The organism is Trueperaceae bacterium (genome assembly GCA_019454765.1).
GTDB lineage: Bacteria > Deinococcota > Deinococci > Deinococcales > Trueperaceae > JAAYYF01.
Genome location: JACFNR010000006.1, coordinates 1 through 15,670, shown reverse-complemented (window position 1 = coordinate 15,670; position 15,670 = coordinate 1). Strand labels below are relative to the sequence as shown.

Genomic DNA, 15,670 nt, shown 5'->3' with positions numbered 1-15,670 from the left:
CATCGACCGCTTCCTCGAGCACGAGCACGTCGCTCACGGACAACCTGCCGCCCGGCAGGGCGTCGAAGGCGTCGGTGTTGAAGAGCGCCGTGTCGAGCTCGGCGGGGAGGTCGCCGGGCTTGACGCGGCCGAGCTCCGTGACGGTGCCCGCCGCGGTGGCGTTGGCGGCCGCGACGTCGCGGCCGGCCAGCAGGTCGTCGCGGAAGGACACGGCGGCGTCGCGGTCCGCGAAGCGGACCTCGGTGACCGTGGCCTCCGCCGGTAGCGTGTAGAGCGACTGGTTGGCGGCGTAGTACTCCTCGATCTCCGCCTCCGTGGCCGTCGCGTCGCGCCCGACGTAGTTGAGCGCCGCCTGGGCCACGCCGCCGCGGGTACCGACCAGCGGCACGCCCAGCGATTGGGCGGCCTGGTAGGCGACCTCGGAGTCGATGAGTTGGTTGAGAACGGTCGGCTTGAAGAGCCCCACGATGAGGTCCGCCGTCTGCGGCGATAGCGCCTGCTGGATCTGCGTGTTCGTGTAGAGGGCACGGTCGAGCTGGACGGCCTTGATGGCCTGGCTCCCCACCGTGGCGAGCACCGGGTTGTCGAAGGAGAGGGTGCTGCCGGTCGGGAAGGTGACCGTGGCGGCGTCGCGGAGCTTCTCGATCTCCGCCTCGACGACGCCCGCCTTCTTGGCGTTCAGGGCGTCCTCCGACACGGCGGTGACGACGTCATCGAACGGCATGGAGGCGGGAGGTTCGTACGCCTCGACCTGGACGACGTAGTAGCGGTCGTTGTAGAGCACCGGATCCGTCACACCCGCGCCGCGCAGCGCAAAGGCGGCGTTCGAGACCACGGTCGGCAGCGCGGGCCGACCGACCGGCTTCGGCTCCGTCTCGCCCTGAGCCGCACCGACGGCACCGTCGCGGTCGGCCAGCTCGAGGCTGTTCTCGCGCGCCAGCGTGGCGAAGTCGGCGCCGGCGAGCACCTCGCGCCTGAGCGAATCCGCGAGCTCCTTGTCGGCCACGACGAGTTCCCGCGCGCGGATCTTCTCCTCCGTCTGGTACGACGTGAGGTGCGAATCGTAGTAGGCGCGCACCTCGGCGTCGCTCACGGTCACGTCCTTGACGAGCCGGTCCTCCCACTCCTGGAGCCGCAACTGACCCTTCAGGTAGTCGCGGAAGGTCTGGTCGGTGAAGCCGGCGCTGCCGATGAGCTGGAGGTACGCCTGGTCGTTGCGGGCGCCCGACACCCCACGCTCGGAGCGGAAGTCGTTGACCGCCTTGCGGACCTGTCCACCGCCGACGCTGATGCGGGCCGCGGCCTGGTCGATGACGGCGTTGCGCACGATCTCGTCCACCATGAGCCGCTGCAGGTCCTGGCCGACCTCGCCCTCCGTGACGGTGTTGAACAGGGAGTTGTTGCGGATCTGCTGCAGGTCGGCGTCGTAGAGCGTCTGGCCGTTGACGGTGATCTGCGCCGCGCCCTTGGCGGTCGTGCCCCCCACGCTGCCTAGCCCCGGGGTGAACATGACCACCATGCCAGCCAACAGGCCGATGGACACGACCCACAAGATGATGGTGTTCGTGCGCTTGCTGAGCTTCATCTGGTTGACTTCCTCCCGGTACCGTGGTCGCGCTCACCGCGCGAACCGTGGGTACCCGCGTGACTTGTGAGGTTCAGGCCGTGCGCCGGCACGGGCGGGGGCGACTTCTCCTCGCGGCCGCCGACCGCTCGGCGGTGTGGGTCCGGCCGGGTTCGGAGCACGCCCCGAAGTGTACCAGACCGGGTGGTGAGAGCCGCGTGCTCGCAAGTGCTATATTGCCTACTGCTTGGAAGGCCGCCGCGCGACGTCCGCGCCGGACCCGGCCCGCCGCGCGCCCGTAGCTCAGCCGGATAGAGCGTTCGCCTCCGGAGCGAAAGGTCACAGGTTCGAATCCTGTCGGGCGCACCACAATAGAGTCCGCGCACCCACCCAGGAACCGCTAGTCTCTTCCACATGGGATCTCCGACCTTCACTCTCGCTGCGCTGTACGTGGCGGTGGGCGGGGCGCTCGGGAGCGTGCTGAGGTTCGCCATGACGGTTTGGATGGATCCGATGAGTCGGGCTTTCCCTCTCGGCACGCTGGCAGTGAACGTGTTGGGTTCGTTCGCAATAACCTTCCTTGGGACATTGACGCTTCCCAACGGACAAGCGCCGCTCACGGAGGGTTGGCGTCTAGCGCTGCTCGTCGGCCTCTGTGGCGGCTTCACGACGTTCTCGTCGTTCAGCCTGCAAACATTGGATCTCGCTCGAGCGGGCATGCCCTGGCGCGCACTTGCCAACATCGCACTTTCAGTCTGTCTATGCCTCGGGAGCGCAGCCGTCGGTTACTACCTGGGCTCCCGCGGAGGGGTCTGAGCCGGCCTGATGAAATCCGCCACTGCCGCTCACAACACCGTCACCACACCGGCAGGCCGGGGTGCTCGGCCCGCACCCACGGCGTGGGCACGACGAGTCCCTCGCCGGAGAAGGCCGTCACGGGTTCGCCGTCGAGCCGGAGCTCCACCGCCGCCACGTCGCTCGGCTGGCTGAGCGTGTAGAAGAGCTGCGCGAGGCGGCCCGTCATGGTCGCCGTCCCACCACCGGCGGCGAACGCGCCCGTCAGGTCGACCACGAGGACGCCGGCCGCGTCGAGTTCGGCGCTCAACACTGCGGTGGCGGCGGGCACCGCGGTGCGCAGCCCCCGCGCGGCTTCGGTCTCGCTAGGGCCGCGCGCCAGCGCCGCCACCTGCGCCCGCGTGCGCTCCCCCACCGGAAGCGCACCGAGCCTGCGGTTGACGGGCTCGAGCGTGAAGGCGGCGTCGTCACCCCCCACGAAGTAGATGACGGTGTCCGGCACGCGCCCGAGCGTGCGGAGCGCGACGATCGTCACCAGGGTGAGGAGTAGGAGCAGCGCCAGCGCCACCACCCTGAGGACGACCGTGCGCACGAGGTATCAGGCCCGTCGGATGGGCAGGTAACGCGGCTCCCACACCGCCTCGGCCACGGCCTCGGCGGGGTCGGCGAGCTCGCGGCGCGCCACGCCGTCCTTCACCGCCTGGCTCGCCACGGCGGTGGCGACGTGCTTGCTGGCCCGACCGAGCGTCTTGATGCTCGGGTAGACGGCGCCCTCCATGAGGCGCACGGGGTCGGTGTAGTCGGCGAGGGCCTCGGCGGCGGCGGTCAGCATGTTGTCGGTGACCTTGCCGGCGCGCGCGACCATGGCGCCCAGGCCGACGCCGGGGAAGATGAACGCGTTGTTGCCCTGCCCGACGATGTGGGAGCGGCCGCCATGCTCGACGTTCGGGAACGGGCTACCGGTGGCCACGATGGCGCGGCCGTCGGTCCAGGCGTAGACGTCCTCCGGCACCGCCTCGCTGTTCACGGTCGGGTTGGAGAGCGGGAAGACGATGGGCGCGGGCGAGTTGGCGAGGACGGCCTTGACGACGGTCTCGTCGAACGCGCCCGCCTGGCCCGACAGGCCGATCACGCCGGTGGCGCGCGAGTTCGTGACGGTCTCGAGCAGGCTCGGTACCTTGCCCGCCACCTCCCAACCCGCGGTGCGGGCCGGGTCCTGCGCCAGCTCGCGCTTGTACTCCTCCAGCCCGGGCCGGTCCGAGGTGACCAGCCCGGCGGAATCGATCATGAGGACGCGCGCGATGGCCTCCGCGCGACTCAGGCCCTGGCGCTGCAGGCCCACGACGATCTGCCGAGCCACTCCCACCCCGCCGGCTCCGGCGCCATGCACGACGTACGTCTCGTCGGTCATGGGGCGGTGCGTCTTCTTGGCGGCCGCGAGGAGACCCGCCAGGACCACGGCGCCCGTGCCCTGGATGTCGTCGTTGAAGGACGGGAGCACGTCGCGGTAGCGGTTCATGACGTCGACCGCCTTCTGCTTACTGAAGTCCTCCCACTGCAGCAGCGCCTGCGGGAAGCGCTTCCTGAAGGCGGTCACGAACCGCTCGATGAAGTCGGCGTACTCGGTTCCGGTCAGGCGCTCGTGGCGCACGCCGAGGTAGAGCGGGTCGTCCAGCAGGTCAGCGCGGTTCGTGCCCACGTCGAGCTCGACCGGCAGCGTGGTGGCCGGGTCGATGCCCGCCGCGGCCGTGTAGAGCGACAGCTTCCCGATGCAGATGGCCATCCCGCCGAAGCCCTGGTCGCCGATCCCGAGGATGCCCTCCGAGTCGGTCGCGACCACGAGCCGCACGTCGGGGACGGGCGCGTCCGCCAGGACCTCGTCGATCCGGTCGATGTTGTCGGTGCTGACCACCAACCCGCGCGGGAAGCGGTAGATGAGGCTGAACTTCTGCACCGCCTCCGCCACCGTGGGGGTGTAGATGATCGGCAGCATCTCTTCCAGGTGCTCCTCGAGCAACGCGTAGAAGAGCACCTCGTTGCGGTCCTGCAGGACGCGCAGGTAGACGTGCTTGTCGAGCGGCGTGGTGAACCCGGAGTAGTTGGCGTAGGTGCGGCGCACCTGCTCCTCGAGCGAGGAGGTGTGGGGCGGCAGTAGGCCCTCCAGGCCGAGCTCGCGGCGCTCCTCGCGCGAGAAGCCGGTGCTCTTGTTGAGTAGCGGCAGCCGCGTGAGGAGGTAGCCGGTCAGGTGGGTGGCCAGGTAGGGGCGGCCCCGGTCGTCGATGCGCTTCTCGAACTGCTTCATGTCGTCGCTCTCCCGCTGCGCCTCTTGGCGCGTGAACTGGTCGTCTCATGGGCCGCGCGCACGGCTACCGCGTCCCGCCGTCCTCGGCCGCCGCCAGCCGCTCAGCCTCGTCGGCGAAGAACACGTAGTCGTCTTCGCTCGGATCGAGGGCGGCGGCTCGAGAGTAGGCGTCCGCTGCCACCCGGTAGTCGCGGTTCTGGAACGCCACCTGACCCAGGTAGACCCACGCTTGCAGGAAGCCGGGCGCCGCCGCCACCGCGGCCGCGAACTCCGCCTGGGCGGTGGGGCCGTCGCCGACCTGGTAGGCGGCGAGGCCGCGCGAGAACGCGCCGCCGGCCTCCGGCCCGTACTGGACGGCGCGCCTGGCGTTGCCGATGAAGTAACGGGCACGCTCGTCGTCGCGGTCGAGCCGCAACACGGCCTGCCAGTACGCGATGGCCTCGTCGGGCCGGCCGAGCTCCTGCGTGGTGCGCGCCGTCCACACGAGCGCGTCCTTGAACTGCGGGGCGGCCTCCGTGGCCGCCAGGAAGCGTGAGCGGGCCTTCTCGAGGTCGCCGTCCTCGTACGCCGCCAACCCCTCGTAGTAGGCCCTGCCGGCAGTGACGCCCCAGGCGGCCTGCAGCCGGGCGTACTCGAGGAACCAGCTCGAGCGGGCGTCGTCGGGGACGAGCCTGACGGCCCGTTCCCAGTAGCGGACGGCCAGCTCGGGTCGGTCCAGCTCGAGGGCGGTGCGGCCGGCCCACACGGCGGCGTTCGCGAACTCGGGGTTGGCGGTGGCGGCGGCCTCGAACGCCTCGAGGGCTGGTTCGAGCCGGCCGGCCTCGTACGCCCTGAGGCCGAGGCGGTACGCCTCGCTGGCCTCCACGCCGTAACGTTCGCGTTCGCGGCTCAGTTCGAGGAAGAAGCGCGCCCCCTCGTCGTCGGGAGCGACCTCGAGCAGCCGTTGCCAGATGACCACGGCCGCGCTCGTGTCGCCCCGCTCGTAGGCGATGCGCGCCAGCCACCTGAGCGCCTCCGGGTCGTCCGGCACCCGCTCGAGCAGCGTGAGGTACCAGCCCCTCGCCTCCTCGAGGTCGCCCGCCTCGTAACGCGCGAACGCCATCTGGCCGACCACCCGCCGGTACTCGGCGCGGTCGCTCGCCAGGTGGCTATCGGCGCCGGCGGGCAACGCCGGCTTCGTGTCCGTGAGCTCGCCGCCGGCCGCCAGGAAAGCGTCCCAGGCGGCGAAGGCGCGGCTGTACCAGTTCGTGAGGCCGTACGCGTGGGCCTCCAAGCGGTAGGCGCGCAGCAGGGGCTCGCCTGCGACACCGGCGGCGGCGACCTCGGCGGCCCGGGTCGCCGCCTGGAGGGCGGCGTGCCAGGCCGGGTCGTCCGGACTGGGCGCGCGCTCGAGAGGCACCGCGAGGGCGGCCACGAGGGCGCCCTCGGCGGCGGCGTAGGCGGCATCCGCCTCCGCGGCACCCTCGGCGCGGACCGCAGCGAGGCCGCCGGCGAGCAGCAAGGCCGCAGCCAGGTGGCGGGCGATGCGGCGCGCCGAGGTCCGCCGAGGCGTGAGAGACGTCAAGGTAGTGGGCGTCAAACTCGTGCTAGCGCGGCCGCGCCGTGAGCCACACGACTTCCTGACCGGCCCGGATCAGGTACAGCAGGCGCTCCGCACCGTCGTCGGCGACGTAGACGATCCGCGTGTGCGTCTCGGGGCCCTGCGGCCCGCCGACCGTTGTCTCGCTGCGCTCCCGCTCGAAGTAGCCGGCGAGCGCGTACGCGGTAGAGACCTCGTGCACCTTGGCGCCCGCCAGGCCGACGGCCACGCCGCCGAGGGCGTACGCCTCCCAATCCGTCCACGCCCCGGAGCCCGGTATGCGCGCCACCAGCCTGTCGACCCCGCTCCCGACGGCGCGCATGGTGCCGCGCGGCAAGCTGATGCTCGAGTCGAACTGGGCCATGATGGCCGTGGTCATGAGGACGTCCGCGAGCAGCTGGGCGTGCGCCGCGGGCAGCAACAGGGCGAGCGCGAGGAGGAGGGTGCGGCCGGCGGCCCGGCCACGCGCGCGCCGAAGCGTGGGCGGTTGGGTCGACACCGTCAACATGGCTCGAGTCTAGCACCGGCCGGCGGCGGCGTTGGTCCCGGCGCGGGGTGACTCTCGGCTTCGGGAGGCGGTCGCGGCCGGCCGACTGGCCGTTCGTCCCGGCGCGGGTTGACCCTCGCCCCACCCGGCCGCTACCCTTGACGCTGGCCCCGCCCCTAGCCGGCGCTCGCGCTGGCGCTGGCCGGGCGGCCCCCGGAGAACCCCTGATCATGTTCCAGTCACTAGGCGACAGACTCCAATCCGTCTTCGAGGGCCTGCGCGGCCGCGGCCGCCTCACGGAGGCCGACGTCAAGGCGGCCCTGCGCGAGGTCCGCGTCGCCCTCCTGGAGGCAGACGTCAACATGGACGTGGCGCGTGAGTTCACCCAGCGCGTCCAGGAGAAGGCCATCGGCTCGGACGTGCTCATGTCGCTCCAGCCGGAGCAGCGCGTCATCGCCATCGTTCACGACGAACTGAAGGACGTGCTGGGCGGCAAGGCCGTCCTGCCGACGCTCAAGTCCGACGGCAACGTGTGGCTCCTCATGGGGCTCCAGGGCGCCGGCAAGACCACCACCGCCGGCAAGCTCGCCTACCGCTACAAGTCGCAGGGGCGGCGCGTGCTGCTGGTGGCGGCCGACACGCAGCGCCCGGCGGCTCGCGATCAGCTCAAGGTGCTCGGCTCGCAGATCGGCGTGCCGGTCTTCGAGGTGCGAGACGGCGAGGCGCCCGCGGCAGTGGTCGCCCGCCTCAAGGAGCACCTGCAGAAGGACTTCCGCGACCTCGTGATCGTGGACACCGCCGGCCGCCTGCAGGTCGACGACGCGCTCATGAACGAGCTCGCCGACCTGGGGCAGAGGCTGGCGCCGTCCGAGAAGATCCTCGTGGTCGACGCCATGACCGGCCAACAGTCGCTGCCGGTGGCGACGGCGTTCGATTCGCAGGTCGGCGTCACCGGGCTGATCATGACGAAGCTCGACGGCGACGCCCGCGGCGGCGCGGCGCTGTCGGCCAAGCACGTGACAGGCAAGCCCATCTACTTCGCGGGCATGAGCGAGAAGATCGACGGGCTCGAGCCGTTCCACCCGGACCGCGTGGCGGGCCGCATCCTCGGCATGGGCGACGTGCTCACCCTCATCGAGAAGGCCAAGGCGCTCGAGGGCGACGACGACGACACGGAGATGCGCAACCTGGGCGACTTCTCGCTCCAGGACATGCTCACGCAGATGCGGCGCATCAAGCAGATGGGCTCGTTCACCGACGTGCTGAAGATGATCCCGGGCGCCAACAAGGTCGTCCCCGCCGGCACCAACATCGACGAGCGCGAGATCTTGCGCGTGGAGGCCATCATCTCGAGCATGACGGAGGCCGAGCGCCGCACCCCGCGCATCCTCAACGCCTCGCGCCGCAAGCGCATCGCGCGCGGCTCCGGCACCACGGTTCAGGACGTGAACCGCCTCATCAACAACTACGAGGAGATGCGCAAGCTGATGAAGCGCATGGGCCGCAGGCAACCGAGGCGCGGCACCCGCGGCGGCCTGCGGGGTTGAGGCCGGCGGCGCCCGCTCACGCCCCGCAGTGGCGCGAGGCCCCCGCGCCGTGTACACTAGGTAGCTTGAGTAGGCTGCGCGCATCGGCGCGGTCTCGCGCCACGCCGCAACGGCAGCAACACAGGCCTCACGGAGGCCCCCTGGAGGAAGCGAAGAGAATGGTCAAGATCCGCCTGATGCGCATGGGCTCCATGAAGAACCCGCACTACCGCCTCGTCGTCGTCGACGGCCGCTCCAAGCGCAGCGGCGACTACATCGAGCAGATCGGCTACTACGACCCGCGCGAGACCACCGCCGAGCACCTGCGCGTGGACGCCGAACGCGCCAAGCACTGGATGGCGCAGGGCGCCCAGCCCACCGACACGGCCCTCCGCCTCCTTCAGAAGTCCGGCGTCGACCTGCCCGAGGCGCTGCTCGCCAAGCGTCGCAGTTCGTACGTGAAGCGCCAAGAAGCCCAAGCCACCGCCTAAGGGCGCTGCCCCAACCAACCGGAGGCGCCATGCCCCTCGATCTGGTCACGTTCGTACTTCAGAACCTGGTTGCCGAGCCCGAGCGGCTGGAGATCACCTCCAGCTCCGACGGGCGGAGCGTGCAGATCGAGGTGACCTGCGCGCCGGACGACGTTGGCCGCATCATCGGCCGCGGCGGACGCGTCATCAACGCCGTCCGCACGCTGGCGCGCGCGGCGGCCGAGGGGCGCCAGCGCGTGGAAATCCAGTTACTCGAGTAGACGGCGCGGGCAGCCGCTCTTCGTAGGGCCCGTGGACCCGACCGCCAACCAACCGCCACCCGGCCACCTGCCGCTCGGCACGCTCGGACGCACCTTCCAGCTGGAGGGTGCGTTGCGCTGGCGCGCCCCGGCCGGGCTGGCCGCCGACGATGGGTCCCCCGACGACCTGCTGGCGCGCGCGGTCGCGGCCGCCAAGAGCCTCTACGTGACCGGGCTTGGCACGGTGCGCGTCCGGGCCGTGCGCTTCAACCGGGCGGCCGGCACGCTCCTCCTGCTCGAGGGCGTGAGGGACCGGACCGCAGCGCAGCGGCTCGTGAACGCCGCCGTGTGGCTCGACCCTGGTTTGCTGCCGCCCCGCCTAGCCGACGAGCTCGCGTCCGCGCTGGCCGCGCCGAGCGCCGAGGAGGCGCTCGTCGGCCTGCCGGTGCTCGTCGCCGATGAACGCGTCGGCACGGTCGAGTCCGCCGAGCTGGGAGGCCCCAACGCCGTCGCCGTGGTGGCCCTGGCGGCCGGGGGGCGGTGCCTGCTCCCGCTGGCCGCACCGTACGTGACGGTGACCCCCGCACCGACCATCGTGGTAACGGACCCGCCTCCGGGGCTGCTCGAGCCGCAGTAGGCTCGGTAACACCTTGCGTTTCACCGTCTACACGCTGTTCCCTGGCCTGCTGGAGCCGTACCTGCAGGAGGCCCTCCTGGGCCGGGCGCTCCGCTCCGGCCGCCTGACGGTGGAGCTGCGCGACCTGCGCCGCTTCGCCGGCAACCGCACAGGCCGCGTGGACGACGCCCCCTACGGGGGCGGGGCCGGCATGGTCATGCGGGTGGACGTCGCCGGTCAGGCGCTCGACGAGTTGGCCCAAGACGCGCCGCCGCCGAGCGAGACGGTCCTCCTCACCCCCGCCGGCGAACCGCTCACGCAGGGGCTGGTCGAGCGCTTCGCCGCCATGCCGCACCTGGCCCTGATCTCCGGCCGGTACGAGGGGTTCGACGCGCGCGTCGAGCAGCTCGTGACGCGCCAGGTGTCGATCGGCGACTACGTGCTGATGGGCGGCGAGCTGCCGGCCCTCGTCCTGCTCGAGGCGACCGCCCGCCTCCTCCCCGACGTGCTCGGCGACGCCGACAGTCACCGCCAGGACTCCTTCAGCTCCGGCCTCCTCGACTACCCCGAGTACACGCGGCCGCCGAGCTACCGCGGCCTCGACGTGCCGGAGGTGCTCCTGTCCGGCCACCACGAGAAGGTGGCAGCGTGGCGCCGCGCACAGGCCCTGCGGCGGACCTTCGAGCGGCGCCCCGACCTATTGGAAGGCGCGCCCCTCACGGAGGAGGAGCGCGCCCTGGTGGCAGCCTGGCGAGCCGGGCCGAAGGCGGGTTGAACCCTCAGTTCCCCTTGATCCTGTCGATGGCGAGCTGCGTGATGTCGAGGTCGTCGTCGGCGTAGACCACCAGGCGCTGGTTGGCCGCCTCGACCCTGTCCATCACGACGGTGTAGCCGTTCTCCTTCGCGAGGGCCGCGATGGCCTCGTTGGTGGCCTTGACGGCGGGTTCGGCTGCCGCGTTGATGTCGTTGACGTACCGCGCCTGCACGGCCTGCAGGGTGGAGCGCAGCGTGGCGTAACGCTCGCTCTCCTCGGGCGTGAGCGTCTGGCCGGTCCCGAGCTTCGTCTCGATGGCACCGATGCTGTTCCTGAGGTCCGAGATCTCGGTCTCGGCCTGGGCGCGGAGCGCCTCGACCGCCTCGCCGGCTGGGTGCGCCCGGATCACCGCCTGCGAGTCAACGAACACTAGCTTCGTCTGGCGCGACTGCGCGCCCAAGTGGGTGACGGACAAGGCGACGAGGACAGCCGCCAGCAGGCCTAGGAGGGTGAGTCTTCTCATAGCGCCGGGCAGCTTACCACCACGATGATGAGAAGCCTTGCGAGGCCCCATCCCGTGCTGGAACCACCGTCACCGCCCTCACCCACCCGCTCGCGCGTGAGCACCGCCGCCACGGGCGCGGCCGCTGTCGCCCCGGCCCTCGAGTCGGGGCGCTCGCTCCAAGCAGCGGCGTGACCGCCCTGTTCGCGTTGCTGGCGGCCGTGATCGGCAGCCTGATCGGGTCGTTCGGCAACGTGGTCATCTGGCGCGTGCCGCGCGGCGAGTCGATCGCGTTCCCCGGCAGCCACTGTCCGTCGTGCGGGCACCGGCTCGGACCGCTCGAGCTGGTCCCCGTCCTGTCGTGGCTCGCGCTGCGCGGGCGTTGCCGCCACTGCGGCGCCAGGATCTCCCCGCGCTACCCGCTCGTCGAAGCGCTCATGGCGGCGCTGTTCGCGGTGGTGGCCCTGAGGTGGCCGCCCGTGACGCACGGCCTAGCCTTCCTGCCCCTCTGGGTGGTGCTGGCCATGCTCGTGATGGCCGCGCTCATCGACGTCGATCACTACATCCTGCCCGACGCGCTGACCCTGCCGGCCACCGCCCTCGGTGTGCTGGGGGCCTTCCTCACGGCCGGAGCGCCGGACCTGCCCCGACCGGTGGCGGCAGTGGCGGGCGCTCTCGCCGGCGCGGGCGTGCTGGTGCTCATCAACCGCGTCGGGGCCCTCGTCCTGCGCCGCTTCGCGGACACCGACGAGCGCCTCCACCCAGTCAGCCTCGACCAGGTGAACGTCGCCGCCCTGGTCGGCGCCCTCGCCGGCGTGTGGTGGGGGGTGGCAGCCGGCGGCGTCAGCGTGCTGCTCAACCTCGTCACCCGCCGCACCCTGCGCCTGCCCGAGCCCCTCGCCTACGGGCTGTGGGCCGTCGCACTCATCCTGTCGACGACCTCGTTCACGGTGCCCACCGTCACCGCCGTCGCGGGGAGCGTGCTCGCCGCCGGGGCCTGGTCGCTGATCGGCGCCGCCTACTGGTGGCTTCACGACCTCGTCAGACCGGCAGCGGCGGCCGAGGCCCGCGCCGAGGAGGAGGCGCGCGCCACGCCGGAGCCGGTGGCGATGGGCTTCGGCGACGTCAAGCTCGCGGCCGCGATAGGCGCCATCCTCGGTTGGGAGAAGCTGCTCGTGGCCGTGCTGTTCGCGGTGTTCCTCGGCGCCGCCTTCGGCGTCGTGGGCCGGCTGGCGGGCGGTTCGCGCGTGATCCCGTTCGGACCCTACCTGCTGGTGGGCGGCGTCGCCGCCCTGTTCGTTGGCGACGCCGTGTTGGCCTGGTACCTTGGCATGCTGGGCGTGGGCTGAAGTCCTCGCCACCTCGAGGCGGGTCGTCCGCCGCCACGTCCCGCAAGCGGCCGGACGGGTGGTATCCTTCGTCGCGTTCGCCGCGCCGAGGCCACCGAGGCCTTCGCGCGGCGCAGACGTTGCGCCGCGCGGGCGGGCCCGCTCCCCTGTTGGCCGCCCGCCGCCACGATTGGAGCTGGGATGGAGCCAACACGCCTAGGGAGCCTCGCCGGTCGGGACTTCCTCTCACTTGCCGATCTGAGCCGCGACGAGTTCGCAGGGCTGATCGGCAGCGCCATACAGCTCAAGACCGCCTGGAAGGGGGGCGACAGGCCCGCCCTGATGCAGCACAAGACGCTCGCGATGATCTTCGAGAAGCAGTCGCTAAGGACGCGCTCCACGTTCGACATCGCCATGGCGCAACTGGGGGGCCACGCCATCCTGCTGAGCCAGAACTACATCGGCTGGGGCGTGCGCGAGACCGTCCGCGACGTGGCGAGCAACCTCGACCGCTGGGTGGACGGCATCATGGCGCGCACGTACGGTCACGGCACTCTCGTCGAGCTCGCGCGGCACGCCGAGGTGCCCGTGATCAACGGCCTCTCGGACCTCCTCCACCCGTGCCAGCTCCTCGCCGACTACATCACGCTCGCCGAGAAGTTCGGCGACCTGGAGGGCCTCAAGGTCACGTTCGTCGGTGACGGCAACAACGTCGCCAACTCGCACGTCAACGCGGCCGCGCTGACGGGCGTCGAGCTCACCATCGCCTGCCCCCCCGGCTACGAGCCGGACGCCGAGATCCTCGCCGCCGCCCGGGCCCGCGGCGGCGCCATCACCGTGTCTCACGACCCGCGCGAGGCCGTCAGGGGCGCCGACGCCCTCTACACCGACGTGTGGATCTCCATGGGCATGGAGGAGGAGGCGGCGAGGAGGCAGCGCGACTTCGCCGGCTACACCATCACCCCCGAGTGGTTCGGAGACCTGAGCCCACGCGGCGTCTTCATGCACGACCTACCCGCACATTACGGCGAGGAGTGCACCGAGGACGCCGTGTACCACGAGCGCAGCGTGGTGTTCGACCAGGCCGAGAACAGGCTGCACGCCCACAAGGCGGTCATCGTCCAGTTCATGGCGGGCGAATGAGCGCTCCGGCGGCGGTGGGAGGCTGCCTGGTGGGAGCCTGCCCGGTGGGAAGCGAAGATGGCGGCGCCTGACGGTCGCGTGAGGGCGGGCGTGCTGGGCGCCAGCGGCTACGGCGGCGCCGGCCTCATCGAGCGCCTGGTGAGGCACCCGGACGTGGAGCTCGCCGCGATCGGTTCGCGGGCCTACCTCGGCAAGCCGCTCGCGGCCAGCTGGCCGCACCTGGCCGGGCTGAGGAGCCCGCTCGTGTTCGTCGATACCGACGAGGTGATAGCGGCCTCCGACGTCCTGTTCTGCGCCACGCCGCACGCGGCCACGGCGCCGCTCGTCGCCCAGGCGGTGGCGGCAGGCAAACGAGTGATCGACCTCTCCGCCGACTTCCGGCTCGGCGCCGCCGATTACGCCACCTGGTACGGAGCCCCGCACCCGCACCCCGAGCTGCTGCCCAGCGCCGTGTACGGCTTGGTCGAGCTCCACCGGCACGAGCTGCCCGGGGCCCTCATCGTGGCGAGCCCCGGCTGCAACGCCACGGCCGCATCGTTGGCGCTCGCGCCCCTGGCCGCGGCGGGGCTCACCGGCGAGGCGGTGGTCGTCAACGTCATCACGGGCGTGTCCGGCGCGGGCCGCGCCACCTCCACGCCCATGCACTACGCCGAGATGAACGAGAACGCGCGCCCCTACAAGCCGGCCGGCACGCACCGGCACACGGCCGAGATCGAGGCCGTGGGCGGCAGGGCGCGCGCGGCGGCCGCGCGGGGCGACGGCAAGCGCCTAGCGACTCACGAGCCGTTCGAGCCCGTGCCGGTCGCCTTCACACCACACATCGTTCCCATGTCGCGCGGCATCGTGGCCACGCTGGCCACCAGGCCCACCGCCTGGAACGGCGTCGCGCCGACCACCGCGGCGCTCCTAGACCTGCTGCGCGACTACTACGCAGGCGACCCCATGATCGTCGTGAGCGCCGCGCTGCCGGAGACGAAGGCGGTGAGCGGCTCCGACATGGCCGCCCTCGGCGCCCACGTGGACCAGCGCACGGGCCAGGTCCTGGTGTTCTGCGCCATCGACAACCTGGGCAAGGGCGCCGCCGGTCAGGCGGTACAGGGTTTCAACGTCGCGTTCGGCTTCGAGGAGACGACCGCGCTGAGCGTCGCTGGGGTCTGGCCGTGAGCCGGACGAGGGCGCAAGGAGGGCCGCAGTGAAGGTTCCGCTAGGGTTCGAGGTGGCCGGCGTCGTCGCCGGCGTGAAGCGCTCCGGCAGGCACGACCTGGGCCTGCTCTACTCGAGCGCCCCGTTGGCGTGGGCGTACGCGGCGACCACCAACAAGGTGGCGGCCCCGTGCGTGGTGCGCGACCGCGCCCTGGCGGCGACGGGCGCCCCGGTGCGCGCCCTGGTGGTGACGAGCGGCAACGCCAACTGCGCCAACGGCGCCCGTGGGGAGCAAGACGACCTGAGGCTCGCCAGCGCGGCCGCCGCCGCGCTGGGACTCGCGGGCCCCGACGAGGTGCTCAGCGCCAGCACCGGCGTCATCGGGCAGCCCATGCCCATCGACAAGCTGGTGGCGGGCCTGCCGCAGGCCGCCGCCGCCCGCGGTGACGACAGCGAGGCGTTCAGCAAGGCCATCCTGACCACCGACCTCGTCACCAAGGTGGCCGAGGCCGAGGTGGCCGGCGGCGCCCGGGTGGTGGGGGTCGCCAAGGGTTCAGGCATGATCCACCCGAACATGGCGACCATGTTCGCGTTCGTCATGACCGACGCCGCCATCGACCAGGCGGAACTGCGCGCCATGTGGACGCGCGTGGTGGACCGCACCTTCAACCAGCTCACGGTCGACGGCGACACGAGCACGAACGACATGGCCGTCGTGCTCTCCTCCGGCAGGCTCGCGGCCGACCAGACCGAACTCGAGGCCGCTCTCGAGGCCGTGACCGCCTCCCTCGCCAAGAAGATCGCTCGCGACGGCGAGGGTGCCACGAAGCTGATAACGGTCCGCGTCACGGGCGCGCGCGACGACGTCGAGGCGCGCCGCGCGGCGCGCACCGTGGCCGGCAGCAGCCTGGTGAAGACCGCCGTGCACGGCTCCGACCCGAACTGGGGCCGCATCCTCGCGGCCCTCGGTCGGGCCGACGTGGAACTCGACGAGGCGAAGGTGCGCGTCGCCGCCCAGGGCTTCGAGCTCTACAGCGGTGAACCGCAGCCGTTCGACGCCAAGGAGGTCTCGGCGGCGCTTCGCGCCGAGGACGTCCTCATCGAGGCCGACCTCGGGGTGGGCGCAGCCCGCGGCGAGGCGTGGGGCTGCGACCTCTCCGAGGGCTACGTGAGGATCAACGCCGACTACACGACCTGAGCC

The 15,670-nt window shown here is 71.7% G+C and carries 16 protein-coding genes and 1 tRNA gene; 11 read left to right on the top strand and 6 right to left on the bottom strand.

The window, feature by feature from the left end; translation table 11 throughout:
- The coding region (locus tag H3C53_03080) for a peptidyl-prolyl cis-trans isomerase (protein ID MBW7915661.1) at positions 1-1,585 on the bottom strand (1,585 nt) is incomplete at its 3' end.
- Positions 1,586-1,856: 271 nt separating this feature from the next.
- Here H3C53_03080 and H3C53_03075 point away from each other — a divergent pair.
- Both H3C53_03075 and crcB read left to right on the top strand, forming a co-directional pair.
- Positions 1,857-1,933, top strand: a tRNA-Arg gene (locus tag H3C53_03075).
- Positions 1,934-1,978: 45 nt separating this feature from the next.
- Positions 1,979-2,380 (top strand): fluoride efflux transporter CrcB, encoded by a 402-nt coding sequence (crcB, locus tag H3C53_03070; GenBank protein ID MBW7915660.1) that lies wholly within the window; start codon positions 1,979-1,981, stop codon positions 2,378-2,380.
- A gap of 40 nt (positions 2,381-2,420) precedes the next feature.
- Here crcB and H3C53_03065 read toward each other — a convergent pair whose 3' ends face one another.
- The 4 genes from H3C53_03065 to H3C53_03050 all read right to left on the bottom strand — a co-directional run bounded on the left by H3C53_03065 (position 2,421) and on the right by H3C53_03050 (position 6,748).
- Positions 2,421-2,951, bottom strand: a complete 531-nt coding sequence (locus H3C53_03065; GenBank protein MBW7915659.1) for a GerMN domain-containing protein — start codon at positions 2,949-2,951, stop codon at positions 2,421-2,423.
- 6 nt (positions 2,952-2,957) lie between these two features.
- Positions 2,958-4,661, bottom strand: a complete 1,704-nt coding sequence (locus tag H3C53_03060; GenBank protein MBW7915658.1) for an NAD-dependent malic enzyme — start codon at positions 4,659-4,661, stop codon at positions 2,958-2,960.
- Positions 4,662-4,725: 64 nt separating this feature from the next.
- Positions 4,726-6,162: a tetratricopeptide repeat protein gene (locus H3C53_03055; GenBank protein ID MBW7915657.1), complete on the bottom strand. Its 1,437-nt coding sequence runs from the start codon at positions 6,160-6,162 to the stop codon at positions 4,726-4,728.
- Between the two features lie 85 nt (positions 6,163-6,247).
- A complete protein-coding gene (locus H3C53_03050) occupies positions 6,248-6,748 on the bottom strand; it encodes a hypothetical protein (protein MBW7915656.1) in 501 nt (166 codons plus the stop codon).
- A 209-nt stretch (positions 6,749-6,957) separates the two neighbouring features.
- Here H3C53_03050 and ffh point away from each other — a divergent pair, with 209 nt between their 5' ends.
- The 5 genes from ffh (at position 6,958) to trmD (ending at position 10,374) form a co-directional block, all read left to right on the top strand.
- Positions 6,958-8,274, top strand: a complete 1,317-nt coding sequence (ffh, locus tag H3C53_03045) for a signal recognition particle protein (GenBank protein MBW7915655.1) — start codon at positions 6,958-6,960, stop codon at positions 8,272-8,274.
- Between the two features lie 158 nt (positions 8,275-8,432).
- Complete coding sequence (gene rpsP, locus H3C53_03040; protein ID MBW7915654.1) at positions 8,433-8,744, top strand: 30S ribosomal protein S16; 312 nt, start codon at positions 8,433-8,435, stop codon at positions 8,742-8,744.
- A gap of 29 nt (positions 8,745-8,773) precedes the next feature.
- Positions 8,774-9,004, top strand: a complete 231-nt coding sequence (locus tag H3C53_03035; GenBank protein MBW7915653.1) for a KH domain-containing protein — start codon at positions 8,774-8,776, stop codon at positions 9,002-9,004.
- Between the two features lie 31 nt (positions 9,005-9,035).
- Positions 9,036-9,620, top strand: coding sequence for a hypothetical protein (locus H3C53_03030; protein MBW7915652.1), 585 nt, complete (start codon positions 9,036-9,038; stop codon positions 9,618-9,620).
- A 13-nt stretch (positions 9,621-9,633) separates the two neighbouring features.
- Positions 9,634-10,374 carry a tRNA (guanosine(37)-N1)-methyltransferase TrmD gene (trmD, locus tag H3C53_03025; GenBank protein MBW7915651.1) on the top strand — a complete coding sequence of 247 codons (741 nt, stop codon included), beginning with the start codon at positions 9,634-9,636 and terminating at the stop codon, positions 10,372-10,374.
- A 4-nt stretch (positions 10,375-10,378) separates the two neighbouring features.
- On the opposite strand, the gene H3C53_03020 is transcribed toward trmD, so the two are convergent.
- Positions 10,379-10,876: an OmpH family outer membrane protein gene (locus tag H3C53_03020; protein ID MBW7915650.1), complete on the bottom strand. Its 498-nt coding sequence runs from the start codon at positions 10,874-10,876 to the stop codon at positions 10,379-10,381.
- A gap of 170 nt (positions 10,877-11,046) precedes the next feature.
- On the opposite strand from H3C53_03020, the gene H3C53_03015 reads away from it, so the two are divergent.
- The 4 genes from H3C53_03015 to argJ all read left to right on the top strand — a co-directional run bounded on the left by H3C53_03015 (position 11,047) and on the right by argJ (position 15,667).
- Positions 11,047-12,204 carry a prepilin peptidase gene (locus tag H3C53_03015; protein MBW7915649.1) on the top strand — a complete coding sequence of 386 codons (1,158 nt, stop codon included), beginning with the start codon at positions 11,047-11,049 and terminating at the stop codon, positions 12,202-12,204.
- Between the two features lie 180 nt (positions 12,205-12,384).
- Positions 12,385-13,326 carry an ornithine carbamoyltransferase gene (gene argF / locus H3C53_03010; protein MBW7915648.1) on the top strand — a complete coding sequence of 314 codons (942 nt, stop codon included), beginning with the start codon at positions 12,385-12,387 and terminating at the stop codon, positions 13,324-13,326.
- A gap of 57 nt (positions 13,327-13,383) precedes the next feature.
- A complete protein-coding gene (argC, locus tag H3C53_03005) occupies positions 13,384-14,490 on the top strand; it encodes an N-acetyl-gamma-glutamyl-phosphate reductase (GenBank protein MBW7915647.1) in 1,107 nt (368 codons plus the stop codon).
- A gap of 28 nt (positions 14,491-14,518) precedes the next feature.
- Positions 14,519-15,667: a bifunctional glutamate N-acetyltransferase/amino-acid acetyltransferase ArgJ gene (gene argJ / locus H3C53_03000; protein MBW7915646.1), complete on the top strand. Its 1,149-nt coding sequence runs from the start codon at positions 14,519-14,521 to the stop codon at positions 15,665-15,667.
- Positions 15,668-15,670: the final 3 nt, after the last annotated feature.

Coding starts and splice junctions, on each gene's coding strand:
- crcB (MBW7915660.1), top strand. CDS start 1,979: ATGGGATCTCCGACCTTCACTCTCGCTGCGCTGTACGTGGCGGTGGGC.
- H3C53_03060 (MBW7915658.1), bottom strand. CDS start 4,661: ATGAAGCAGTTCGAGAAGCGCATCGACGACCGGGGCCGCCCCTACCTG.
- H3C53_03050 (MBW7915656.1), bottom strand. CDS start 6,748: ATGTTGACGGTGTCGACCCAACCGCCCACGCTTCGGCGCGCGCGTGGC.
- ffh (MBW7915655.1), top strand. CDS start 6,958: ATGTTCCAGTCACTAGGCGACAGACTCCAATCCGTCTTCGAGGGCCTG.
- rpsP (MBW7915654.1), top strand. CDS start 8,433: ATGGTCAAGATCCGCCTGATGCGCATGGGCTCCATGAAGAACCCGCAC.
- H3C53_03035 (MBW7915653.1), top strand. CDS start 8,774: ATGCCCCTCGATCTGGTCACGTTCGTACTTCAGAACCTGGTTGCCGAG.
- H3C53_03020 (MBW7915650.1), bottom strand. CDS start 10,876: ATGAGAAGACTCACCCTCCTAGGCCTGCTGGCGGCTGTCCTCGTCGCC.
- argF (MBW7915648.1), top strand. CDS start 12,385: ATGGAGCCAACACGCCTAGGGAGCCTCGCCGGTCGGGACTTCCTCTCA.
- argC (MBW7915647.1), top strand. CDS start 13,384: ATGGCGGCGCCTGACGGTCGCGTGAGGGCGGGCGTGCTGGGCGCCAGC.